The 23,928-nt window shown below is 59.4% G+C and carries 17 protein-coding genes; 10 read left to right on the top strand and 7 right to left on the bottom strand.

The genetic code is table 11. From position 1 onward, the window contains the following. Nucleotides 1-23: 23 nt before the first annotated feature. From acnD to ACYZT8_RS09195, 4 genes are all read right to left on the bottom strand, one after another. Complete coding sequence (acnD, locus tag ACYZT8_RS09210) at nucleotides 24-2,618, bottom strand: Fe/S-dependent 2-methylisocitrate dehydratase AcnD (protein ID WP_461980477.1); 2,595 nt, start codon at nucleotides 2,616-2,618, stop codon at nucleotides 24-26. 205 nt (nucleotides 2,619-2,823) lie between these two features. Beyond that, on the bottom strand, nucleotides 2,824-3,951 hold the full coding sequence (gene prpC, locus ACYZT8_RS09205) for a bifunctional 2-methylcitrate synthase/citrate synthase (RefSeq protein WP_461980475.1): 1,128 nt from the start codon (nucleotides 3,949-3,951) through the stop codon (nucleotides 2,824-2,826). 243 nt (nucleotides 3,952-4,194) lie between these two features. Then, nucleotides 4,195-5,085: a methylisocitrate lyase gene (gene prpB, locus ACYZT8_RS09200; RefSeq protein WP_162438309.1), complete on the bottom strand. Its 891-nt coding sequence runs from the start codon at nucleotides 5,083-5,085 to the stop codon at nucleotides 4,195-4,197. Next, a complete protein-coding gene (locus ACYZT8_RS09195) occupies nucleotides 5,082-5,804 on the bottom strand; it encodes a GntR family transcriptional regulator (RefSeq protein WP_461980472.1) in 723 nt (240 codons plus the stop codon). Before ACYZT8_RS09195 ends, prpB begins: the two co-directional genes overlap by 4 nt. A 299-nt stretch (nucleotides 5,805-6,103) precedes the next feature. Here ACYZT8_RS09195 and rloA point away from each other — a divergent pair, with 299 nt between their 5' ends. The 4 genes from rloA (at nucleotide 6,104) to pabB (ending at nucleotide 10,731) form a co-directional block, all read left to right on the top strand. Next, nucleotides 6,104-6,640, top strand: coding sequence for a retropepsin-like aspartic peptidase RloA (rloA, locus tag ACYZT8_RS09190; protein ID WP_131062986.1), 537 nt, complete (start codon nucleotides 6,104-6,106; stop codon nucleotides 6,638-6,640). Between the two features lie 5 nt (nucleotides 6,641-6,645). After that, nucleotides 6,646-8,181 (top strand): osmotic stress tolerance membrane protein RloB, encoded by a 1,536-nt coding sequence (gene rloB / locus ACYZT8_RS09185; protein WP_461980470.1) that lies wholly within the window; start codon nucleotides 6,646-6,648, stop codon nucleotides 8,179-8,181. After that, nucleotides 8,181-9,167 (top strand): alpha-L-glutamate ligase-like protein, encoded by a 987-nt coding sequence (locus ACYZT8_RS09180; RefSeq protein WP_461980468.1) that lies wholly within the window; start codon nucleotides 8,181-8,183, stop codon nucleotides 9,165-9,167. Before rloB ends, ACYZT8_RS09180 begins: the two co-directional genes overlap by 1 nt. 226 nt (nucleotides 9,168-9,393) lie before the next feature. Further along, the gene (gene pabB / locus ACYZT8_RS09175) at nucleotides 9,394-10,731 is read left to right on the top strand and encodes an aminodeoxychorismate synthase component I (RefSeq protein WP_461980466.1); all 1,338 of its coding nucleotides are present in this window, start codon (nucleotides 9,394-9,396) and stop codon (nucleotides 10,729-10,731) included. Nucleotides 10,732-10,877: 146 nt separating this feature from the next. On the opposite strand, the gene thrH is transcribed toward pabB, so the two are convergent. Then, nucleotides 10,878-11,495: a bifunctional phosphoserine phosphatase/homoserine phosphotransferase ThrH gene (gene thrH / locus ACYZT8_RS09170; RefSeq protein WP_461980464.1), complete on the bottom strand. Its 618-nt coding sequence runs from the start codon at nucleotides 11,493-11,495 to the stop codon at nucleotides 10,878-10,880. 173 nt (nucleotides 11,496-11,668) lie between these two features. Between thrH and ACYZT8_RS09165 the strand changes: the two genes are divergently transcribed. From ACYZT8_RS09165 to ACYZT8_RS09155, 3 genes are all read left to right on the top strand, one after another. Further along, nucleotides 11,669-12,409, top strand: a complete 741-nt coding sequence (locus tag ACYZT8_RS09165; protein ID WP_429527468.1) for a phosphoadenylyl-sulfate reductase — start codon at nucleotides 11,669-11,671, stop codon at nucleotides 12,407-12,409. 569 nt (nucleotides 12,410-12,978) lie between these two features. After that, on the top strand, nucleotides 12,979-14,520 hold the full coding sequence (locus ACYZT8_RS09160; protein WP_461980462.1) for an NCS1 family nucleobase:cation symporter-1: 1,542 nt from the start codon (nucleotides 12,979-12,981) through the stop codon (nucleotides 14,518-14,520). 57 nt (nucleotides 14,521-14,577) lie between these two features. Then, a complete protein-coding gene (locus ACYZT8_RS09155) occupies nucleotides 14,578-15,306 on the top strand; it encodes an aspartate/glutamate racemase family protein (RefSeq protein ID WP_461980460.1) in 729 nt (242 codons plus the stop codon). Between the two features lie 131 nt (nucleotides 15,307-15,437). Here the strand turns inward: ACYZT8_RS09155 and ACYZT8_RS09150 are convergent, their stop codons facing one another. Beyond that, nucleotides 15,438-16,361 (bottom strand): LysR family transcriptional regulator, encoded by a 924-nt coding sequence (locus ACYZT8_RS09150; RefSeq protein ID WP_461980458.1) that lies wholly within the window; start codon nucleotides 16,359-16,361, stop codon nucleotides 15,438-15,440. 124 nt (nucleotides 16,362-16,485) lie between these two features. Here ACYZT8_RS09150 and ACYZT8_RS09145 point away from each other — a divergent pair, with 124 nt between their 5' ends. After that, entirely contained in the window at nucleotides 16,486-17,232 is a 747-nt protein-coding gene (locus ACYZT8_RS09145) for a 3-oxoacyl-ACP reductase family protein (protein WP_461980456.1), read from the top strand. A 57-nt stretch (nucleotides 17,233-17,289) separates the two neighbouring features. Here ACYZT8_RS09145 and ACYZT8_RS09140 read toward each other — a convergent pair whose 3' ends face one another. Then, complete coding sequence (locus ACYZT8_RS09140; RefSeq protein ID WP_461980454.1) at nucleotides 17,290-17,985, bottom strand: HAD-IA family hydrolase; 696 nt, start codon at nucleotides 17,983-17,985, stop codon at nucleotides 17,290-17,292. Between the two features lie 251 nt (nucleotides 17,986-18,236). Between ACYZT8_RS09140 and ACYZT8_RS09135 the strand changes: the two genes are divergently transcribed. Next, nucleotides 18,237-23,123: an RHS repeat-associated core domain-containing protein gene (locus tag ACYZT8_RS09135; RefSeq protein ID WP_461980452.1), complete on the top strand. Its 4,887-nt coding sequence runs from the start codon at nucleotides 18,237-18,239 to the stop codon at nucleotides 23,121-23,123. Next, nucleotides 23,120-23,551 (top strand): HEAT repeat domain-containing protein, encoded by a 432-nt coding sequence (locus tag ACYZT8_RS09130; RefSeq protein WP_461980450.1) that lies wholly within the window; start codon nucleotides 23,120-23,122, stop codon nucleotides 23,549-23,551. Before ACYZT8_RS09135 ends, ACYZT8_RS09130 begins: the two co-directional genes overlap by 4 nt. The last annotated feature ends 377 nt before the right edge of the window (nucleotides 23,552-23,928 follow it).

Raw genomic sequence — 23,928 nt, 5'->3', positions numbered from 1 at the left:
ATCCCTTGTCCGCAAAGCGTGTTTTAGACGGCGACCGCCGACTCTTCGAGGAAGTCCTGCGCGAAGCGCTGCAACACGCCACCGGCCTCGTAGATCGACACTTCTTCGGCGGTGTCGAGGCGGCACGTCACCGGCACTTCGATGCGTTCGCCGTTCTTGCGGTTGATCACCAGCGTCAGTTCGGCGCGCGGCGTGCGTTCACCGATCACGTCGTAGGTTTCGCTGCCGTCGATGGCCAGGGTGTGACGGTCGGTGCCTGGCTTGAACTCCAGCGGCAACACGCCCATGCCCACCAGGTTGGTGCGGTGAATGCGCTCGAAACCTTCGGCCGCAATCGCTTCGACACCCGCCAGACGCACGCCTTTGGCCGCCCAGTCGCGGGACGAACCCTGACCGTAGTCAGCGCCGGCAATGATGATCAGCGGCTGCTTGCGTTCCATGTAGGTTTCGATGGCTTCCCACATGCGCATGACCTGGCCTTCCGGCTCGACGCGAGCCAGCGAGCCCTGCTTGACCTTGCCGTTTTCCTGGACCATTTCGTTGAACAGTTTCGGGTTGGCGAAGGTGGCGCGTTGCGCGGTCAGGTGGTCACCGCGGTGCGTGGCGTAAGAGTTGAAGTCCTCTTCCGGCAGGCCCATTTTCGCCAGGTATTCGCCGGCGGCGCTGTCCAGCATGATCGCGTTCGACGGCGACAGGTGATCGGTGGTGATGTTGTCCGGCAGCACCGCCAATGGGCGCATACCTTTCAGCGGACGGGCGCCAGCCAGCGCGCCTTCCCAGTACGGCGGACGGCGGATATAGGTGCTCATCTCGCGCCAGTCGTACAACGGCGTCACTTTCGGGCCGGTGTCTTCGTGGATGGCGAACATCGGAATGTAGACCTGGCGGAACTGCTCCGGCTTGACCGAGGCTTTCACTACGGCGTCGATTTCTTCGTCGCTCGGCCAGATGTCTTTCAGGCGGATTTCCTTGCCATCCACCACGCCCAGCACATCTTTTTCGATGTCGAAACGGATGGTGCCGGCGATGGCGTAGGCGACCACCAGCGGCGGCGAAGCCAGGAACGCGTTCTTGGCGTACGGGTGAATCCGGCCGTCGAAGTTGCGGTTACCGGACAGCACTGCGGTCGCGTACAGATCGCGGTCGATGATTTCTTGCTGAATCACCGGGTCCAGCGCGCCGGACATGCCGTTGCAAGTAGTGCAGGCGAAGGCGACGATGCCGAAGCCGAGCTGCTCCAGTTCGCTGGTGAGACCGGCTTCGTCGAGGTACAGCGCGACGGTTTTCGAACCCGGCGCCAGGGACGATTTGACCCATGGCTTACGGGTCAGGCCGAGCTTGTTGGCATTGCGCGCCAGCAGGCCGGCGGCGATCACGTTGCGCGGGTTGCTGGTGTTGGTGCAGCTGGTGATGGCAGCGATGATTACTGCGCCATCCGGCATCTGGCCGGGCACTTCGGTCCACTGGCCGGAGATGCCTTGGGCGGCGAGGTCCGAGGTGGCGACACGGGCGTGCGGGTTGCTCGGGCCGGCCATGTTGCGCACCACCGAGGACAGGTTGAAGCTCAACCCACGCTCGTATTGCGCGTTCTTCAAGCTGTCAGCCCACAGCCCCGTGGTCTTGGCGTAGTTCTCGACCAACTGCACTTGCTCGTCTTCACGGCCGGTGAGTTTGAGGTAGTCGATGGTTTGCTGATCGATGTAGAACATCGCCGCCGTGGCGCCATATTCCGGAGCCATGTTTGAGATGGTTGCGCGGTCGCCGAGGGTCAGCGCCGAGGCGCCTTCGCCGAAGAATTCCAGCCACGCGCCGACAACTTTTTGCTTGCGCAGGAACTCGGTCAGCGCCAGCACCATGTCGGTGGCGGTGATGCCCGGTTGCAGTTTGCCGGTCAGTTCAACGCCGACGCTTTCCGGCAGACGCATCCACGACGCGCGGCCGAGCATCACGCTTTCAGCTTCCAGACCACCGACACCGATGGCGATCACGCCCAGTGCATCGACGTGCGGGGTGTGGCTGTCGGTGCCGACGCAGGTATCAGGGAAGGCAACACCATCGCGCACCTGAATCACCGGAGACATTTTCTCCAGGTTGATCTGGTGCATGATCCCGTTGCCCGGTGGAATCACATCAACGTTTTTGAAGGCCTTTTTGGTCCAGTTGATGAAGTGGAAACGGTCTTCGTTGCGACGGTCTTCGATGGCGCGGTTCTTCTCGAACGCCTCCGGATCGAAACCACCGCGCTCGACGGCCAGGGAGTGGTCGACGATCAATTGCGTCGGCACCACCGGGTTCACTTGCGCCGGATCGCCACCTTGCAGGGCGATGGCGTCACGCAGGCCGGCGAGGTCGACCAGAGCGGTCTGGCCGAGAATGTCGTGGCACACGACGCGGGCCGGGAACCAAGGGAAGTCGAGGTCGCGTTTGCGCTCGATAAACTGTTTCAGGGATTCGGTAAGCGTGGCCGGGTCGCAGCGACGCACGAGGTTTTCCGCTAGCACGCGGGAGGTGTACGGCAGAGTGTCGTAGGCGCCAGGCTGGATGGCTTCGACAGCCGCGCGGACGTCGAAGTAATCCAGATGGCTGCCGGGCAGCGGTTTGCGGAATTCAGTGTTCATCGTCAGGACTCGGTCACGGTAATAACAAAAGGTGGGGCCTGGCATCCGGTTTCGAATTCAACACAACTCCTGTGGGAGCGGGCTTGCCCGCGATTGCGGTGGGTCAGGCGACATTTATGTCGAATGTGACTCCGTCATCGCGGGCAAGCCCGCTCCCACAGGGATTTGCGTTACGTTCAAATCCCTGCGTCAAAGCCCTCACCATTCAGCGTTGTTCGATTGGCACGAACTTGCGCTGTTCGACGCCTACGTACTCGGCGCTCGGGCGGATGATGCGGTTGTTGGCACGTTGCTCGAACACATGCGCCGCCCAGCCAGTCAGGCGCGAGCAGACGAAAATCGGTGTGAACAACTTGGTCGGAATGCCCATGAAGTGGTACGTCGACGCATGGTAGAAGTCGGCGTTCGGGAACAGTTTTTTCTGTTCCCACATGGTCTTGTCGATGGCCTCGGAAACCGGGAACAGCACGGTGTCGCCCACTTCTTCAGCGAGTTTTTTCGACCAGCCCTTGATCACTTCATTGCGCGGATCGTTGTCCTTATAGATCGCGTGACCGAAGCCCATGATCTTGTCCTTGCGCTCAAGCATGCCGAGGGTGCCTTTGATCGCCTCTTCCGGCGAGCTGAAGCGCTCGATCATTTCCATCGCCGCTTCGTTGGCGCCGCCGTGCAGCGGACCGCGCAACGAGCCGATGGCTGCCGTGACGCAGGAAAACATGTCCGACAGCGTCGAGGCGCAAACCCGTGCGGTGAAGGTCGAGGCGTTGAACTCGTGTTCCGCGTAGAGGATCAGCGAAACGTTCATCACTTTGACGTGCAACTCGCTCGGCTTCTTGTCGTGCAGCAGGTGCAGGAAGTGGCCGCCGATGGATTGCTCGTCGCTCACGCAACTGATGCGCTTGCCGTCGTGACTGAAGCGATACCAGTAGCACATGATCGCCGGGAACGCGGCCAGCAGGCGGTCGGTCACGTCGTGTTGTTCGGAGAAGTCTTTCTCCGGTTCGATGTTGCCCAGGAACGAGCAACCGGTGCGCATCACGTCCATCGGGTGGGCGTCGGCGGGGATGCGTTCCAGCACTTCTTTCAGCGCTTGCGGCAAGTCGCGTAGCTTGCTCAGTTTGCTCACGTAAGCGGCGAGTTGCGACTTGGTCGGCAGTTCGCCGTAAAGCAGCAGGTAAGCCACTTCTTCGAATTGCGCGTCAGCCGCCAGTTCGCGAACGTCGTAGCCGCGATAGGTCAGACCGGCGCCCGACTGGCCCACGGTGGACAGAGCGGTTTGCCCGGCGACCTGGCCACGGAGCCCGGCGCCACTGAGTACTTTTGCTTCGGCCATTGCTGTCTCCAGTTTTTGAATTTGTTAGGGAATCTGCAATTTCTTTAAAATTTGCATCGCACTCTGTAGCAGCTGTCGAGCCGCGCGAGGCAGCGTCCGGCTGCGCAGCAGTCGTAAAACCTGACGACGCGTTACACCTGGAAAATCGCGTCGCCTGACTGGCGAGTCCTTCGGCCTCGAACGCAGCCTCGCGGGCTCGGCAGCTGCTACAAAAACGTGTTCATTTGCAAAGTTGCTTTGTCGTTACTTCTTCGCAGCGAATAACGCATCGAGCTTCTGCTCGAACGTGTGGTAGTCGATGCGATCGTAAAGCTCCATGCGGGTTTGCATGGTGTCGATGACGTTCTGTTGCGTGCCGTCGCGACGGATCGCGGTGTAGACGTTTTCTGCCGCCTTGTTCATCGCGCGGAACGCGGACAATGGGTATAGCACCAACGACACGTCGGCACCGGCGAGTTGCTCGGTGGTGTACAGCGGGGTCGCGCCGAATTCGGTGATGTTGGCCAGAATCGGCGCTTTCACGCGGTTGGCGAACAGCTTGTACATGTCCAGTTCGGTGATGGCTTCCGGGAAGATCATGTCGGCGCCCGCCTCGATGCACGCCGCGGCGCGATCCAGGGCGGATTCCAGACCTTCCACCGCCAGGGCGTCAGTGCGAGCCATGATCACGAAGCTGTCATCGGTGCGCGCATCGACGGCAGCCTTGATCCGGTCGACCATTTCCTGCAGCGACACGATCTCTTTATTAGGACGGTGACCGCAGCGCTTGGCGCCGACCTGGTCTTCGATATGAATCGCCGCCGCGCCGAACTTGATCATCGACTTGACGGTACGTGCGACGTTGAACGCCGAGGAGCCGAAACCGGTGTCCACGTCCACCAGCAGCGGCAGGTCGCACACGTCGGTGATGCGACGAACGTCAGTCAGCACGTCATCCAGGCCGGTGATGCCCAGGTCCGGAACGCCGAGGGAGCCGGCAGCGACCCCGCCACCCGACAGATAAATAGCCTTGAAACCGGCGCGCTTGGCCAGCAGCGCATGGTTGGCGTTGATCGCGCCGACCACTTGCAGCGGATGTTCGCTGGCGACCGCATCGCGGAAACGCTGGCCTGGAGTGCTCTTGTTGGAACTCATGACTCACCTCGTTCAGTGGCTGTCTGGTTAGCGCCGTCCTGGTAATGACGGGCGATATTGCGTTTGGAGGCGCCGATGTGGCGGCGCATCAACAACTCGGCTAGCTCACCGTCACGGTCGGCGATGGCGTCGAGAATTCGGTGGTGCTCGGCAAAAGCCTGGTGCGGGCGATTGGGCGTGGTGGAAAACTGGATGCGGTACATGCGCACCAGCTGATACAGCTCGCCGCACAGCATTTGCGTCAGGGTGCGGTTGCCGCTGCCCTGGATGATCCGGTAGTGGAAGTCGAAATCGCCTTCCTGCTGGTAATAGCCTCTGCCCGCCTGAAACGCCTCATCACGCTCGTGGGTTTCGAGGACCCGGCGCAGTTCGTCGATTTCTTCGAGGGTCATGCGCTCGGCCGCCAGACGGCAGGCCATGCCTTCGAGGGATTCGCGAATCTCGTAGAGCTCCAGCAGCTCGGCATGGCTCAGCGAAACCACCCGCGCCCCGACGTGCGGTACACGTACCAGCAGGCGCTGGCCTTCCAGACGATGAATCGCCTCGCGCAACGGTCCGCGGCTGATGCCATAGGTGCGGGCCAGTTCCGGCTCGGAGATCTTGCTGCCCGGGGCGATCTCGCCCTTGACGATGGCCGCCTGAATGCGGCGGAAGACGTTTTCGGACAGCGTCTCCGAATCGTCTTGCGTAACCACCGGGGGATCGAGTTGATCCAGCATATTGTCGACACCTTGAAAGCTGATGCGGCAAAAACTAGCGAAAACAGGCGCAACAGTCAAAGAATAAATAGAGAGTGTCGACAATCGTCTAATAACCGACTGCACCACAACAAAGCAGCCCCTCTGTTTATAGCCCCCCGCCAGCGCTGGCGCCATAAACCCACCGTGCTAGAATGCCGGCCGCATTTGTTTGTGACATCTGCACTGCTTGTCATAAATAGTTGATAGGCATACGAGGGAGCTTGCGCAGCGATGCCAGGGCCTTGAATCGAAGTACGGACCGCTGCGCACCAGGATTTATGAGACTCAAGCCCTTCCCCACCTTCCTTTATCTTCTGTGCCTGCCCGGTTTCGCCGCAGCGGGTGAAAAGACCGTGTACGGCCTCAACGAGTACGCTTCCCTGGACGGCATCGACCTTGAAGTTGCCGCCAAACTCGACACCGGGGCGAAAACAGCGTCCTTGAGTGCCCGCGACATCAAACGCTTCAAACGCAATGGCGAATCCTGGGTGCGCTTCTATCTGGCCATCGACACCGCGCATTCGCACCCCATCGAACGGCCACTGGCCCGCGTCAGCAAGATCAAGCGTCGCGCCGGCGACTACGACCCGGATGAGGGCAAGAAGTACACCGCCCGTCCGGTAATCGAGCTGGATATCTGCATGGGTTCGGCTTTACGCAGCATCGAAGTGAACTTGACTGACCGAAGTGCCTTCCAATATCCGCTCTTGATCGGCTCCGAAGCACTGAAACGCTTCGACGCGCTGGTCGACCCCAGTCTTAAATACGCTGCTGGCAAACCCGCCTGCGCCACCGACGCACATACCGCAGAGTAATTCCAATGCGCGCTCTTACCCTCCATCTGAAACTGCTGATCGCCATCCTGGTGGTGCTGGGCATTTCAGTTACGGCCTATCAGATTTTCGTGCTCGGCATTCCCGTGACCGAAGATGCCACCGACGACTTGTGGAACATCGACGCCAAGGTCGAGTTCGTCGCCAGTGCCAAAGACCCGGTCAAGATCCAGATGTTCGTGCCGCCGCTGAGCCGCGATTACGTCAGCCTCAACGAGAGCTTCATCTCCAATAACTACGGCGTGGCCGTGAACCGCGTCGACGGCAACCGCAAGGTCACCTGGTCGGCACGTCGGGCGAAGGGCAATCAGACCCTTTATTACCGCCTGGTGCTGACCAAGCGCTACACCGGTGAAAAATCCAAGGTCAAAGGCCCGACCTTCCGCGACAGCATCGCCGTCGAAGGCGCTGAAAAAATCGCCGCCGAAGCCCTGCTCGCGCCGATCCGCCAACATTCGGCCGACGTCGAAACCTTCATCGGCGAAGCCATCAAGCGTGTCAACAATCTCAACGACGACAACGTGAAGCTGTTGCTGGGCGGCGATCCGTCCCCCGGACACAAGGCGAAAATCGTCGAGCTGGTGCTGTCCATCGCCCACGTACCGGTGGAAAAGGTCCACACCATTCGTCTGGTGGCCGACCAGCCGCAAACACCGGAACTCTGGCTGCGCAGTTTCAACGGCACCGACTGGCTGTACTTCAACCCGGAAACCGGCGAACAGGGCCTGCCGACCGATCGCCTGCTGTGGTGGACCGGCGACGAAAACCTGATCACCGTCGATGGCGGCAAGAAAGCCAACGTGACGTTCAGCCTGAACAACAGCGAAATGAACGCCATTCGCCTGGCCAAGCTGACCGACGAAAACACTGACGCCAACTTCCTCGAATACTCGCTGTACGGTCTGCCGCTGCAAACCCAGCAGACCTTCATGATCATGGTGATGATCCCGATCGGCGTGCTGGTGATTCTGATCCTGCGCAACCTGATCGGCTTGCAGACTCTCGGCACCTTTACCCCGGTGCTGATCGCCCTCGCCTTCCGCGAAACCCAGCTCGGCTTCGGCATCGTGCTGTTTACGGTCATCACAGCGCTGGGGCTTTCGCTGCGTTCCTACCTTGAGCATTTGAAACTGCAAATGCTGCCGAGGCTGTCGGTGGTGCTGACGTTCGTGGTGGTGCTGATCGCGGCGATCAGCCTGTTCAGCCATAAACTCGGGCTGGAACGCGGGCTGTCGGTGGCGCTGTTCCCGATGGTGATTCTGACCATGACCATCGAACGCCTGTCGATTACCTGGGAAGAACGCGGTTCCGGGCATGCGATGAAAGTGGCGATCGGTACGCTGTTCGCCGCCTCCCTGGCGCACCTGATCATGAGCGTTCCGGAGCTGGTGTACTTCGTATTCACCTTCCCGGCGATCCTGCTGATCCTGGTGGGCTTCATGCTGGCGATGGGTCGTTATCGCGGTTACCGCCTGACCGAACTGGTGCGCTTCAAGGCTTTCCTGAAGAAGGCTGACGCCTGATGTTCGGCTTCTGGAAGACCTGGAAGGCCCTGGAAGCCCGGGGCATCATGGGGATCAATCGGCGTAACGCAGACTACGTGCTCAAGTACAACAAGCGCAGCCTGTACCCGATTGTCGATGACAAGATCATCACCAAGGAGCGCGCGATCAAGGCCGGCATTCATGTGCCGGAACTGTACGGTGTGATCTCCACCGAGAAGGAAATCGACAACCTCGACAAGATCATCGGTGAGCGCAGCGACTTCGTGATCAAACCGGCCCAGGGCGCCGGCGGTGACGGCATCATTGTGGTTGCCGACCGTTTCGAGGGCCGCTATCGCACGGTGTCCGGCAAGATCATCGGCCATGAGGAACTTGAGCACCATATCTCCAGCATCCTCACCGGCCTGTATTCCCTGGGCGGTCACCGTGACCGCGCGCTGATCGAATACCGGGTGATCCCGGACCAGATCTTCAAAAGCATCAGCTACGAAGGCGTGCCGGACATCCGCATCATCGTGCTGATGGGCTATCCAGTGATGGCCATGCTGCGTTTGCCGACGCGCCAATCCGGCGGCAAGGCCAACCTGCACCAGGGCGCCATCGGCGTCGGCGTCGACCTCGCGACCGGGCAGACGCTGCGCGGCACCTGGCTGAACAACATCATCACCAAACACCCGGACACCACCAACGCGGTGGACGGCGTGCAACTGCCCTACTGGGACGGTTTCATGAAACTCGCTGCCGGCTGTTATGAGCTGTGCGGGCTGGGTTACATCGGTGTCGACATGGTGCTGGACCAGGAAAAAGGCCCGCTGATTCTCGAACTCAATGCCCGGCCCGGGTTGAACATTCAGATTGCCAATGACTGCGGACTGACGCTGCGTACCCATGCGGTTGAAGCGCGGCTGGAAGAGTTGAAGGCACTCGGGATTACCGAGACGGTGCGCGAGCGGGTGGAGTTTGTTCAGGAGATGTTTGGGCATATTCCTGCGGTTGAGGGTTGATCCAAAACCGAGTCGCCCGCATCGCTAGCAGGCTAGCTCCCACAGTGGATCTGTGTCGCACTGAAGATCAAATGTGGGAGCTAGCCTGCTAGCGATGACTGACTCCCAGTCACCAAACCTCCCAACCCTGCCCCCAATCTGCCAATCCCCGACATCCCCTCTAGGAGCAAATCCTGCAGAGGACTACAATCGCCCCCCCCGCCTCGATGGCTGACCTGCCCCGCCCATGTTGACCTGTTCCGTACACCCGCTACCCTATCGCGCCAACCCCGCCGAGTACTTCGCGGCGATTCGTCATGCCCCCGGCGCCGTGCTGCTCGACAGCGGCCGGCCAACCGCTGACCGCGGGCGATATGACCTGCTCAGCGCCTGGCCGCTGGAGCAGTTGGCGGTGTTGCCGGACGAGAGCGGCCTGCACTTCCTGCAACGCCTTCGCGACAATCTGACGCGACTCGGCGAAGCGGCCATCCCCTATGAGCTGCCCTTCGCCGGTGGCCTGATCGGTTACCTGAGTTATGACTTCGGCCGCCATCTGGAACATCTGCCAAACCAGGCGCAGGACGACCTGCAATTGCCGGATGCGCGTTTCGGGCTGTACGACTGGGCACTGATCAGCGATCACCACCTGGCAACCAGTCAACTGGTGTTCCACCCGACGCTGATCGACAGCGAGCGCCAGCGCCTGATCGAGTTGTTCATTCAGGCGGCAGTTGAACCGATCGAGCCGTTCAAGCTGAAAGCGCCGATGAAAGCCGACCTGAGCGCTGATGAATATCGCCAGGCCCTGGAACGCATTCAGCACTACATCCAGGCCGGCGATTGCTATCAGGTCAACTTTGCCCAGCGCTTCCGGGCTGAGTGCCAAGGTGATCCGTGGGCCGCGTATGTCGCGCTGCGGGCCGCGTGCCCGACACCGTTTTCCGGTTTCCAGAGCTTGCCCGACGGTGGCGCTGTGTTGAGCCTGTCTCCTGAGCGCTTCGTCAAAGTCAGCGAACGCCATGTGGAAACCCGCCCGATCAAAGGCACCCGCCCTCGTGGCCTGACCGCTGCCGAAGACGCCGCAAACGCCGCCGAACTGCTGGCCAGTCCCAAGGATCGTGCGGAAAACCTGATGATCGTCGATCTGCTGCGCAACGACCTCGGCCGCACCTGCCGCATCGGCTCGGTGCAGGTGCCGGAGTTGTTCAGTCTGGAAAGCTACCCGAATGTGCATCACCTGGTAAGCAGCGTGACCGGCGAACTGGCGGATGACCGGGACGCGCTGGACCTGATCGCTGGCAGTTTTCCGGGTGGATCGATTACCGGTGCACCGAAGATTCGTGCCATGCAGATTATTGATGAGCTGGAGCCGACCCGGCGCGGGTTGTACTGCGGTTCGTTGCTGTACCTGGACGTGCGCGGCCAGATGGACAGCTCCATCGCGATTCGCAGTTTGCTGGTCAAGGATGGGCAGGTGTGCTGCTGGGGCGGTGGCGGGATTGTCGCGGACTCGGAGTGGCAAGCGGAGTATCAGGAATCGATTACCAAGGTGAAAGTACTCCTCGATACCCTGCAAAACCTCTAGCTCTTGTGGCGAGGGAGCTTGCTCCCGCTCGGCTGCGCAGCAGCCGTAAAACCGGTCAACGTGTTCTATCTGACTATATGCGATGTCTGGTTTTGGGGGCGCTTCGCGCCCCAGCGGGAGCAAGCTCCCTCGCCACAGGTATCGGTTTACAAAGTAAGAGCCCGATTCGAAGCCTTGATGAATTCCTGCTTCAAATCCTCAAAGCTGTGCACCGCCGGAAATTGTGGAAACTCGCGAATCACGTTATCCGGCGCATGAAACAGAATCCCTGCATCCGCCTCACCCAGCATCGTGGTGTCGTTGTAGGAATCCCCTGCCGCAATCACTCGGTAGTAAAGGCTCTTGAACGCCAAGACCGACTGACGCTTCGGATCTTTCTGACGCAACTGATAGCTCGTCACCCGGCCCGAATCGTCGGTAATCAGTCGATGGCACAGCAACGTCGGGAAACCCAGTTGACGCATCAGCGGCTGGGAAAACTCATAAAACGTATCCGACAGAATCACCACCTGAAACCGCTCACGCAGCCAGTTGACGAACTCGATGGCGCCGTCCAGCGGCTTCAGCGTGGCGATCACTTCCTGAATGTCGGTGAGTTTCAGGCCGTGTTCGTCGAGAATCCGCAGGCGCTGTTTCATCAGCACGTCGTAGTCGGGAATGTCCCGGGTGGTCGCCCTCAGGGATTCAATACCGGTTTTTTCAGCGAACGCGATCCAGATTTCCGGGACCAGCACACCTTCGAGATCCAGACAGGCAATTTCCACAAGACACTCCCATTTGTATTGATTATTGAGTCGAGCGAGTAAAAGGACTGCCGAACTCTAGCGACTCGGGCTGCCCCGCGCAACGCAGAGGGCGCGCCCGCAGCTGCAGGATTTTGTTACCATCAGCCCTATATAGAGCGCCCAGCGCCACCGACCTGTAGGAAGCCGCCCTGATGAGCCCATCGTTCGATGTCGTGGAACTCGCCACGACCTATGCCAACAAATCCGCCCAGGACATCCTGAAACTCGCGTTCGCCGAGTTTGGCGATGACCTGTGGATATCTTTCAGCGGCGCCGAAGACGTGGTGCTGGTGGACATGGCCTGGAAGCTGAACAAGAACGTCAAAGTGTTCAGCCTCGACACCGGCCGCTTGCATCCAGAGACCTACCGATTCATCGATCAGGTGCGCGAGCACTACAAGATCGACATCGAACTGGTGTCGCCGGACTACACGAAACTTGAACCGTTCGTGAAGGAAAAAGGCCTGTTCAGTTTCTACAAGGACGGCCATGGCGAGTGCTGCGGCATTCGCAAGATCGAACCGCTGCGCCGCAAGCTGTCGAGCGTGACCGCCTGGGCCACCGGCCAGCGTCGGGACCAGAGCCCGGGCACCCGCAGCGCCGTGGCGGTGCTGGAAATCGACACCGCGTTTTCCACCCCGGAACGCACCCTCTACAAGTTCAACCCGCTGGCGCAGATGACCAGCGAAGAGATCTGGGGTTACATCCGCATGCTCGAGTTGCCGTACAACAGCCTGCATGAACGCGGCTTCATCAGCATCGGTTGCGAACCGTGTACCCGCCCGGTGCTGCCGAACCAGCATGAACGTGAAGGCCGTTGGTGGTGGGAAGAGGCGACGCAGAAAGAATGTGGGTTGCATGCGGGGAATATCATCAGTAAATCCAAGGCGTAATCCCGCCTGGCGACATTCATTGTAGGAGCCGGCTCGCTGGCGAAAGCGGTCTTCCAGTCAATGAATCTTTTGACTGACACACTGCAATCGCCAGCAAGCCGGCTCCTACAGGTATCATTTCAAGCTGACTAAATGTGTACACAGGAATGTCACCATAGGTGCCATTTATGTGTGCACTTTTAGTTTCTGCGCCCCAAAAAGTTACATCCTCCTTTCCTGACTTCCTCAGTCGCGCTTTCTCACGACCTCGGCCGAAAAATAAATACCTGTTCAATCGGTCAATTTATATCGCCTTTTTTTCAGTCACTTATCTCGCCTAGATAACAAAACGAAATTAGCCCTGGCTTTCATAGGCCCGTAACTGGCATGGATCTGGCTTAAGTGCATACATGTTCTGTATACAATCACCTCAAAACATACACACACTTTAGATCCGCAAGCCTGAAGCGCCCTATCCCGTACAGGCTGCAGATGCCCCGTAACCAATGATGCTGATTGCCCGCGACGAAGATTTGTCGAGCCCACGCTCATGCACAGTCATCGCGACGCCTAGCTCGGAGCCTGCCGGAATGCGTACTAGCCTCTCCAATAACAACATCGCGCTGGATCTGCCCTCCTTATCACCCACCTCATCCCCACACGATCAAACGTTTCAAGAACCCGTGGTGCTCAGCCCGCGCCTGCACAACAAGGACCTGGCGCCGACCAAAGCCGAAGGTCGACGCTGGGGCCGCTACAGCATCTTCGCTCTGTGGACCAACGACGTTCACAACATCGCCAACTATTCCTTCGCCATCGGGCTGTATGCGTTGGGCCTGGGCGGCTGGCAGATTCTGCTGTCCCTGGGGATCGGCGCGGCGCTGGTGTATTGCTTCATGAACCTCTCCGGCTACATGGGGCAAAAGACCGGCGTGCCGTTTCCTGTCATCAGCCGGATCAGTTTCGGCATCCACGGAGCGCAAATTCCTGCATTGATCCGCGCCGTTATCGCCATCGCCTGGTTCGGTATTCAGACGTACCTGGCGTCGGTGGTGTTTCGCGTATTGCTGACGGCGGTGCACCCGGGATTCGCCGAGTACGACCACAATTCGATTCTTGGCCTGTCGAGCCTGGGCTGGGTGTGTTTCGTGGCGATCTGGCTGGTGCAACTGGGCATCCTCGCCTATGGCATGGAAATGGTACGGCGCTATGAAGCGTTCGCCGGCCCTGTGATACTGCTGACCGTCGCCGCCCTCGCCGGGTGGATGTACACCCAGGCCAACGCGACCATCGCCTGGTCGATTCGCGAACCGCTGACGGGCAGTGAGATGTGGCGCAACATCTTTGCCGGCGGTGCGTTGTGGCTGGCGATCTACGGCACGTTGATCCTCAACTTCTGCGACTTCGCCCGCTCCTCGCCGTGCCGCAAAACCATCAAGGTCGGAAATTTCTGGGGCCTGCCGGTGAATATTCTGGTGTTCGCGGCCATCACGGTCCTGCTCTGCGGTGCGCAGTTCCAGATCAATGGCCGGATCATCGAAAGCCCGACTGAAATCATCGCGTCGATCCCCAACACCTTCTTTCTGGTGCTCGGCTGCCTGGCGTTCCTGATCGTCACCGTGGCGGTGAACATCATGGCCAACTTCGTCGCCCCGGCCTTCGTGCTCAGCAACCTGGCGCCCAAGTACCTGACCTTCCGCCGCGCCGGTCTGATCAGCGCGACCATTGCGGTGCTGATCCTGCCGTGGAACCTCTACAACAGCCCGCTGGTGATCGTGTATTTCCTGTCCGGCCTCGGCGCCCTGCTCGGGCCGTTGTACGGCGTGATCATGGTCGACTACTGGCTTGTACGAAAAGGCCAGGTCAACGTGCCGCAGTTGTACAGCGAAGACCCCAACGGCGCTTATTACTACAGCCGCGGGGTCAATTTACGCGCCGTAGCGGCGTTCATTCCTGCAGCGTTGATCGCCATCGTCCTGGCACTGGTGCCGGGATTCGACAGCGTGTCGCCCTTCTCCTGGCTGATTGGTGCCGGGATTGCCGGGATGCTCTACCTGATCATCGCCAAGCGGCAGCCTCATTACGCTGATGTCAGCGGTGAAAGCATCGCGGTCGACAACGTCAGCCACTAATCCACTGGAGGCCCGGCAGCGTCGGGCCGCAGAACCACCCTGCAATAAGGACTTTTCATGCGAATTCTCGTGGTCAACGTCAACACCACTGAATCCATCACCCAGGCCATCGCCCGCTCCGCCCAGGCGGTAGCCGCGCCGGGTACGGAAATCATCGGCCTGACGCCCCATTTCGGCGCCGACTCCATCGAAGGCAATTTCGAAAGCTACCTGGCCGCCATCGCGGTGATGGACCGGGTGATGTCTTACGACCAACCCTTCGATGCGGTGATCCAGGCCGGTTATGGCGAGCACGGTCGCGAAGGCTTGCAGGAATTGCTCAACGTACCGGTGGTGGACATCACCGATGCGGCGGCCAGCACCGCAATGTTCCTTGGCCATGCCTACTCGGTGGTCACCACGCTGGACCGCACCGTGCCGCTGATCGAGGATCGGCTGAAACTGTCCGGATTGTGGGACCGCTGCGCGTCGGTGCGGGCCAGTGGCCTGGCGGTGCTGGAGCTGGAATCCGATCCGCAACGGGCGCTGGAAGCGATTGTTCGTCAGGCGGAACTGGCCGTGCTTGAAGACAAGGCTGAAGTGATTTGCCTGGGCTGCGGCGGAATGGCCGGGCTGGATGAACAGATTCGCCAGCGCACCGGGGTTCCGGTGGTGGATGGGGTGACGGCGGCAGTGACGATTGCCGAGTCGCTGGTGCGGTTGGGCTTGTCGACTTCCAAGGTGCGGACTTACGCGACGCCTCGGCCCAAGAACATCATTGGATGGCCGGGGCGGTTTGGCAGGTAGACCGCGTTATCGTTCTTCGCGGGCAAGCCCGCTCCCACAGGGGAAGCGTCGTATCCAGGATTGTGGTATGACGCGAAACCTGTGGGAGCGTGGCTTGCCCGCGAAGGCAGCGACTCGGTCCCAAGCCAACCTCAAACCGCACTAAACCTGCGCCCCAACCCCTGCTCCGCAAACTGCTCAATAATGAAATCCACAAACACCCGGGTCTTGCCCGGCAGCAGTTTGTGTTCCGCGTAATAGATAGAAATGTTGCCGTCATCGACATACCAGTCCGGCAACACCCGTTGCAACGTCCCAGCCTCCAGATAGCCCACGGCGAACGGCATGCTCACCAATGCAATGCCCAACCCCTGGGCCGCCGTCGCACACGCCGCCTCCGAATCGCTCATGGTCATTCGCGCCTTGAGTGTCAGCGGGTTGTGTTGCTGAGTGCGGCTGGTCAATTGCCAGGAACGCACACGGCCGGTTTGTGGGGAGCGGATCAGAATGCCATCGTGGTCCTTGAGTTGATCGGGCTCGACGATCACAGCCCGCGCAGCCAGATACTCGGATGACGCCACCAACACCCGATGCGCCGGTGTCAGCTTGCGCGCCACCACGCCTTGCGGCAGCTCGAATCCCCCACCAATCGCCGCATCAAAACCCTGGGCAATCAGATCGACCTGTCGGTTATCGAAATGCCAGTCCGGGTTGATCGCCGGAAAACGCCGGAGAAATTCGCCAAGCAAGGGCACGACATATAAACGCCCGAACACCGTGCCCATGCTGACCTTCAGGGTGCCCGCCGGTCTGCCTTCGGCGCTGGCGAGGTTGGCCACTGCATTTTGAATCGTGTGCAGGCTGGAACTGACTTCGCCGAGAAACAGATGACCGGCCTCAGTCAGCGTCAGGCTGCGCGTGCTGCGCTGGAACAGCCGCACGCCGAGCCGGGCCTCAAGCTTTGCAACACTTTTACCGACCGCCGCCGGGGTCAGGCTCAAGCGTCGCGCAGCTTCGGCAAAGCTGCCAACCTCGGCGCTGCGCACGAAGCACTCGATACTGCTGAAGGTTTCCATAAGCGCCACTATAAACTTCTGGTTTACACAGACTATCGCAATTACTGGCTACACAGCGTGCAATCCTGAATCGATACTAGGCTCCATCAACCGAGACATTCGCCTCGGGACTTCGGAGATCGATATGACTACTCAAAACCTCAGCGGTAAAGTGGCTTTGATTCAAGGCGGGTCCCGCGGCATCGGCGCAGCCATTGTCAAACGCCTGGCCGCTGAAGGCGCGACCGTTGCCTTCACCTACGTCAGCTCCACGGCCAAAGCCGAAGAGTTGCAAAACAGCATCACCGGCAACGGCGGCAAAGCCCTCGCCATCAAGGCTGACAGCGCCGACGCCGAGGCCATTCGCAGCGCCGTGAACGCCACCGTAGAGGCCTTTGGTCGCCTGGACATCCTGGTCAACAACGCTGGCGTGCTGGCCGTTGCACCGCTGGAGGATTTCAAACTCGAAGATTTCGACCAGACCCTGGCCATCAACGTACGTAGCGTATTCATCGCCACCCAGGCCGCCGCCAAGCACATGACTGAAGGCGGTCGCATCATCAACATCGGCAGCACCAACGCCGACCGCATGCCCTTCGCCGGTGGCGGCCCGTACGCCATGAGCAAATCGGCGCTGGTCGGTCTGACCAAAGGCCTGGCCCGCGACCTAGGCCCACGCGGCATCACTATCAACAACGTGCAACCAGGCCCGGTCGACACCGACATGAACCCGGCCAGTGGTGACTTCGCCGAAAGCCTGATCCCGCTGATGGCGGTGGGCCGTTACGGCAAAGCCGAAGAAATCGCCAGCTTCGTTGCATACCTGGTAGGGCCGGAAGCGGGATACATCACCGGTGCAAGCCTGACCATCGACGGTGGTTTTGGCGCCTGATGCTTTAAACACAATCCAAAAAATGTGGGAGCGGGCTTGCTCCCACACTTTTTTGTATCAAGCCCACTCGAGGGCTGGCAAACCACAAGCACTCGGTATGAACGCCTTCAACGTCCGAAGAATCCCATCGGCGTGTGCGTACTTTTCGTCTGCCATCGCCGCGTCGGGAATCGCAATCGCCGTCATCCCCGCCGCTTTCGCCGCGGTCACCCCGAACGGCGAATCTTCAAACACCAGGCAATCTTCAGGCGCAACGCCCAGGCGCCGCGCCGCCGTGAGGAAGATGTCCGGCGCCGGTTTGGCTGCGCCCACTTCAGGGTCATCGGCCGTCACAACAAAGTCGAACAGCGCGAACCAGTCGCGGTGCAAGGTGGTTTTCTGGCCGAACGACTGGCGCGAAGAACTGGTGCCGACCGCAATCGGGATGTTGTTGGCTTTCAAGTGCCGAACCAGCTCCTCGGCGCCGGGCATCGCCAGCGCAGTAGGAAAGCGCTCGCGCATCAGCGGTTCGCGGATCACCAGAAACTCTTCGGCGGTGATGGGCAACTCCAGCGCCTCGACCACGTACCGCGCCAGGTCACCGGCGCCACGGCCGATGATGTTCTGTTTGATGCTCCAGTCGAAGACTCGACCGTAGCGCGCAGCAATCATGGACGTGACCTCGGTATAAATGCCCTCGGTGTCCAGCAACAAGCCGTCCATATCGAAAATCACGGCCTTGATCGGGCCGAACTCATTCAGCGGTGCATTCATCGCATCTGATCCGTTTTCTAATGACATCCCAGAGGCGGCTCAGGTGCGGCCGGGTCCGTGATCGATTAAAGGATTCAGCAGCATAGCGAGCGCGGCTGCCATCGGGCAACGGGCAATGCCGGCCGGAGACAAAAAGTGCTCGTCGTCATTTAGCGATTTCCCCTACATAAAACGCCTCTTTTCCCGACTTCTTTACCCGTCGATCCCAAGCAAAGTCTCGCGCTCAACTTGATCTGCGCGAGGGACTGCGAATGTTCGTACCTGACAAGGTACTGGCCTTGAATAACGCCATCGGCCTGCTGGTGGTTGCCGCTATGGACCCCGAGCAGCCGAACGTCGAAGCGCTGCTCGATGACTTTCGCCTTTGCCTCAATGAATACGATGCCTGGGCTGAAAGCTTCTGGACCGGCAAGGCGCTGGATATCGAGCAGGTGTTCAAGGTCGGACACGAAGTTCGCCTGGTTGCGCCGAAGAATTCCACCACACCTGTCAGTTCGACCGTCGCCGCGTGCCCGGCAGCGGGTCCCCTGACGCTGGTGCACATGTTCGATGCGGCACGGTTCGTGCCGATCGGCAATACGCCGGTGATGCTTGAGCCGATGATCTCCGAGGGCGTGTTTGGCGAGCCGGTCTATCACGAGATCGGCCCCAGCGGCATCCTGGAAATTCCCGAGTGCGAGCGTAGCCTGCGTTATCGCATCACCTTCTTTCCGAACGTTTCTGCGGCTCATGTCAAAGCGCTCTACGCCTCCTATCAAGGCGTCATCAGCGACTTGGAAGGCTGGCTGCGTAACGAGTGGAGCACCGAATTCGAACCCTTGTGGGCCGAGTTCGCCGAGGCCGGTTTCAACAAGCGCTACGGCCTGCTGCAACAGGCCGACTGGCGCGGTTTCGAGAACTCGCTGAACGGACTGTGGGATGACGTGAAGCAGATCTACGCGCTGATCGCGGATCTGCAAGCCAACAGTGAAAAGCTCCTTGAGTACCTGACCGAAACCGAACTTGAAACGCTGCTCAACGCTTCGGCTGAATCCATCGCCAATTTGTTGTTGGTGTTGAGTGATGAACCGTTGATGTTCATTCATCTGGCGGCGATCACCAGTTGGTTGCGAATGCTGCCACCGCAGTTCATCGCCGAAGTCGTGGCTGAGATTCGTACTGGAATATTGATCGGCTTCCTGCTGGCGCGCTTAACAGGTCCTTCTGGACTGACGCTCGGCATCAGCGCCAAGGTGCTGAACAAGGTCAAATCCGACCGCGCACGAACCTGGCTGGCCGCCGCGAGCCTGAGGCTGGCCGGTCTCGGCGCCAAGTCCGACCTGACGACTCACGCGGGCGTACTCAAGCCCCTCGCGGTCAATGTCCGAAATGCTCCGCTGAACCCCGCGCCCGCCGTGCCGTTGCAGATCAGCGCGGGCACTGCGCCGGTTTTGCTGGTGCAGAATCCGGTCGCCATCGCTCGCGACAAATCCGCAGCCATGACCCGATTGGCCCGGCAAGAGCACCGTGACGACGTTCCCGATCAAGCGAAAAACCCCAACGGCGACAGCGCCGATTGCGGGCCGCTGACCTGCACCAACGGTTGCCCGGTGTCGATGGTCACCGGCGAAGAATTGCTGACCCTCGACGATGGTTCGCTGAAAGGCCTGCTGCCTTTTGCATTTACACGGATGTACCGAACCAGCGCCGTAGAAACAGATTGCGGGCTGGGTTGGGGCTGGAGTCATTCGCTGGCGCATCGGTTGGAACTGGACGCGGAGCGCGTCGTCTGGACCGACCATGAAAACCGTCGCACGACGTTTCCCCTGCCCGGTTTTTCGCGTCCGGCGATTCATAACAGCCTGTCCCGCGCGGCCATTTATCTCGGAAACAAACCGGAGGAGCTGATTCTTGCGCTGGCCGGTGAAACGGCGCGTTTTTACCACTTTGTGAATGGTCGGCTGACGACCATCAGTGATGCCTACGACAACCGGCTGCACATAACCCGCGACCGCCAGGATCGCATTCAACGTATCGACAACGGTGCAGGACGTTCACTGCTGTTGCGTTACGAGCGCAGGCACATCGTCACGGTCGAGTATCAGTCGTTTCATCCCGCCGAGGGTTTGGTGGATGCCTGGCGTACAGAGCAAACGCTGATTGCCTACCGCTACGACGCCCGTCACCGGCTGATCGAAGCGACCAATGCCGCCGGCGAAAGCGAACGGTACGACTACGACGATCAACACGTGATTCTCCAGCGGCAACTGGCCGGTGGGGCCAGTTTCTTTTGGGAGTGGGAAAGGTCCGGCAAAGCAGCCAGATGCGTCAGGCACTGGGCGACTTTTTCGCAAATGGATACGCGCTATGTCTGGGATGACGACGGCGGCGTTCTGGTTAAAAACGCCGATGGCAGCGATGAAGTTTATGTCCATGACGATAAGGCGCGATTAGTACGTCGGGTTGGGCCGGAGGGTGGCGAGCATCTCAAGGCGTACGACCAAAAAGGTCAGTTAATTGCCGAGCAAGGGCCGCTGGGGGCGATTACTCAATACCGCTACGACGAGATGGGTCGGCTGATTACGCTGGTTCCTCCTGAAGAAGAACCAACGTCCTACGAATACCGCAACGGTTTCTTGCACGCGCGGTATCACGGCAAAGCAGTGTGGAAATATCAGCGGAACGCGCAGGGCGATGTCACCGAGGCCATTGATCCCGACGGCCACATCACTCACTACCACTACGATGCTCAAGGACGGCTGCTGTCTATCCGTTACCCGGACACCAGCCGTCATGTGTTCGTGTGGGATGCAATCGGGCAACTGGTCGAAGAGACGTTGCCGGACGGCAGTCAGCGGCGTTTTTCCTACGATGTATTGGGCCGGCAGATTACCCGTCAGGACGAACATGGCGCCGTCACTCAATACCAATGGGACGCCGTTGGCCGACTGACTCAGACGATTCTTCCTACAGGCTCCAGTCGCGCGTTCAGCTACAACGCCTACGGCAAGATCACCGCCGAACGCGATGAACTGGGGCGCGTCACCCGCTTTGAATACGACAATGACCTGCACCTCGTCAGCCGTCGGATCAATCCCGACGGAACGCAACTGCGCTATTGCTATGACAACGCACGGCTGCTCCTGACGGAAATCGAAAACGAATCCGACGAACACTATCGGCTGGACTACACGCCCGGCGGATTGATCCGACAGGAAACCGGTTTCGATGGCCGGCGCACAGCCTATGCCTACGACCTCAACGGCCATCTACTGGAAAAAGCCGAATTCGGCGATGACGGCTCGCAGCTGTTCACGAGTTACCAACGGGATACGGCCGGACGACTGTTGGTCAAAAACCTGCCCGATGGCGTCAACGTCGAATATCGCTATGACAGCCTTGGCCGATTGGCCAGCCTCGATGACGGCCACGACCATCCGTTGGAATTCGAGTACGACCAGCAGAATCGCCTGATCACCGAGCATCAGGGTTGGGGGACGTTGCGCTATGCCTATGACGCCTGCGGCAAGCTCAACCATCTGCGTCTGCCGGACAACAGCAAACTCGACTATCACCACGCCAAGGGCGGTGCGCTGACAGCCATCGATCTCAACGGCACACGCCTTACAAGCCACACGTACAAGTCCGGCCGAGAGTTTCAACGCCAGCAAGGCATGTTGCTCAACCAATATGACTACGACGAACAAGGCCGCCTGAAAGCTCACGCGATCAGCCAGCACCATCAGCCCCTGTATCGCCGCGACTATGCCTACAGCGCCAACGGCAATCTTGAACACATCGCCGACACCCGTCATGGCCAACGCAGCTATCAATACGATCCGCTCGACCGACTGATCCGCGTCCGCCACTCCCGCGACCAGCAGCCCGAAAGCTTCGCCCATGACCCCGCCGGCAACCTGTTGATGCAGGACCGTCCCGGCCCGACTACCGTCAAAGGCAATCGCCTGCTGATGCAAGGCGATCGCCATTTCGACTACGACGCCTTCGGCAACCTGATCCGCGAGCGCCGCGGCACCGCACAAAAACTCGTCACCGAATACCCCTACGACTGCCAGCACCGTTTAATCGGCGTCACTCTCCCAAACGGCAACACCGCCAACTACCGCTACGACGCCTTCGGCCGCCGCATCAGCAAAACCGTTGACGACAAAACTACCGAGTTCTTCTGGCAAGGCGACCACCTCGTCGCCGAACACAGCCGGGATCACCACCGCAGCTACCTCTACGAACCCGGCACCTTCCGTCCGCTGGCCATGCTCGACGGCAAAGGCCCGCGCCAGGCCTGTCCGTTCTACTACCAACTCGACCACCTAGGGACACCGCAAGAACTCACCGACTACAGCGGCGACATCATTTGGGCTGCCCAGTACACGGCGTATGGCCGTCTGACCCGCCTGAATCGCGACACGCATCAGGTTCTGGACCAGCCGTTGAGGTTTCAGGGGCAGTACTTCGATGCGGAGACGGGGCTGCACTACAACCGGCATCGGTATTACAACCCGGATTTGGGACGGTATCTGACGCCGGATCCGAGTAAGTTGGCGGGTGGGTTAAACGGGTATCAGTACACGCGCAATCCCACGGGGTGGGTTGATCCGTTGGGGTTGAGTGGAAATTGTCCACAGGCAGGAACAGGAAGTTGCTTACCTCCGGATGAGGCTAGCAATACCAAGGTAAATGAGGGAGAGCCAAACCTTCCCTATACAGGAACCATCCCGGCCGTAATGCAGAACAAGATTCTGTACGGGATTCGAAGCCCTAGGCATAACAGCCCAATTGGTGGGCACTCCGCAAAAGTTCTCATTTCCCCGGAACATCAAGTGGACATTCTTCAGACGAATAGAGATGGCACCATCAGTGCTAAAAACTTCAAGATGATTCTTGAGCGTAAAGATGGAACAGTAGGTTGGTCGGCGGCTAAATCACCGAATCGTCATACGTTTGCGCCTGCGCACTGGAGTGACGAAAAGATCCTAAGAGCTACGGATGAGGTAGCACGCACGCCGGGGGCTATCATTCGCGATGAGGCGGGTACGAAAATCACCCAACACACAAAAGTCATTGACGGCGTTGAATGGCAAGTGATCAAAGAAAACAACCAGATCACCTCATCCTATCCAACGGGAGGTAAGCCGTGAGTTCGGAAGAAAAGAACGACATATTCCAGAAGCTTGAGACCTGGATTGGAGATTCAGAAAACTCCGACTGGACTGCCTATTCCAGCGAGCTTGTGGCCAAAGTGGTGTTGTGTGATTTTGCACCTGAAGATTGGGTGAAGCTTGCATCAACAGTGTTAAGCAAAGCTGAATACTGGCAGCAACGCTGTATCGTTTCGTTAGGAGAAAACCGCTCACCTGAAGCAATTGAAATAATGAAGCTTGTCCTCATGAGCTCTCCATACATAGATGCCCGTACAATCGCAATTTACGAATTAGATTGGGCCGAGGTCGCCATAGAAAGTAAATTTGCGCCAGCCATACTTGAGGTCATAAATTCAACACCACACGAGGAGGTTGAGCCTGAGCTCAAATCGCTATTAGCGAAGTCTCAAGCTTCAACGAATTAACGTTAGACAAAAATGCCCGGCAGGTCGCTGGGCATTCAATTGCAAAATTTGAGCTGATTATCCACCCGAACCACCAGTCCCCCCACCAGCACCACCCGTCCCTCCTCCCGCACTCCCCGAACTCCCACCGCTCCCACCACCACTCATTCCAGATCCACCGGAACTACCGGATCCTCCAGACCCACTCCCAGAACCACTCCCCGTCGAACTTCCACCACTCATCGACCCGCTTCCCGCCCCCGGGCTGGTGGTACTCCCTTTTGCATCGCCGGCATTCCCACCACCTATGGAGCCAGACGGCAGCGCTTTCCCATCTCCAGAACCCGCATTCATTTCACTGGATGGAGGCATGCCGCCCTTATCAACCGGGGCGTCAT

Source organism: Pseudomonas sp. LB3P93, from assembly GCF_054898025.1.
This window is presented reverse-complemented; position numbering and strand designations above follow the sequence as displayed.

What these genes read in the sequence shown, in the direction of transcription:
- rloA (WP_131062986.1), top strand. Translation starts at nt 6,104, where the DNA reads ATGAGACTCAAGCCCTTCCCCACCTTCCTTTATCTTCTGTGCCTGCCC.
- ACYZT8_RS09140 (WP_461980454.1), bottom strand. Translation starts at nt 17,985, where the DNA reads ATGAATGCACCGCTGAATGAGTTCGGCCCGATCAAGGCCGTGATTTTC.
- prpC (WP_461980475.1), bottom strand. Translation starts at nt 3,951, where the DNA reads ATGGCCGAAGCAAAAGTACTCAGTGGCGCCGGGCTCCGTGGCCAGGTC.
- ACYZT8_RS09135 (WP_461980452.1), top strand. Translation starts at nt 18,237, where the DNA reads ATGTTCGTACCTGACAAGGTACTGGCCTTGAATAACGCCATCGGCCTG.
- ACYZT8_RS09145 (WP_461980456.1), top strand. Translation starts at nt 16,486, where the DNA reads ATGACTACTCAAAACCTCAGCGGTAAAGTGGCTTTGATTCAAGGCGGG.
- ACYZT8_RS09160 (WP_461980462.1), top strand. Translation starts at nt 12,979, where the DNA reads ATGCGTACTAGCCTCTCCAATAACAACATCGCGCTGGATCTGCCCTCC.
- ACYZT8_RS09150 (WP_461980458.1), bottom strand. Translation starts at nt 16,361, where the DNA reads ATGGAAACCTTCAGCAGTATCGAGTGCTTCGTGCGCAGCGCCGAGGTT.
- ACYZT8_RS09165 (WP_429527468.1), top strand. Translation starts at nt 11,669, where the DNA reads ATGAGCCCATCGTTCGATGTCGTGGAACTCGCCACGACCTATGCCAAC.
- rloB (WP_461980470.1), top strand. Translation starts at nt 6,646, where the DNA reads ATGCGCGCTCTTACCCTCCATCTGAAACTGCTGATCGCCATCCTGGTG.
- acnD (WP_461980477.1), bottom strand. Translation starts at nt 2,618, where the DNA reads ATGAACACTGAATTCCGCAAACCGCTGCCCGGCAGCCATCTGGATTAC.
- ACYZT8_RS09195 (WP_461980472.1), bottom strand. Translation starts at nt 5,804, where the DNA reads ATGCTGGATCAACTCGATCCCCCGGTGGTTACGCAAGACGATTCGGAG.
- ACYZT8_RS09180 (WP_461980468.1), top strand. Translation starts at nt 8,181, where the DNA reads ATGTTCGGCTTCTGGAAGACCTGGAAGGCCCTGGAAGCCCGGGGCATC.
- prpB (WP_162438309.1), bottom strand. Translation starts at nt 5,085, where the DNA reads ATGAGTTCCAACAAGAGCACTCCAGGCCAGCGTTTCCGCGATGCGGTC.
- pabB (WP_461980466.1), top strand. Translation starts at nt 9,394, where the DNA reads ATGTTGACCTGTTCCGTACACCCGCTACCCTATCGCGCCAACCCCGCC.
- ACYZT8_RS09155 (WP_461980460.1), top strand. Translation starts at nt 14,578, where the DNA reads ATGCGAATTCTCGTGGTCAACGTCAACACCACTGAATCCATCACCCAG.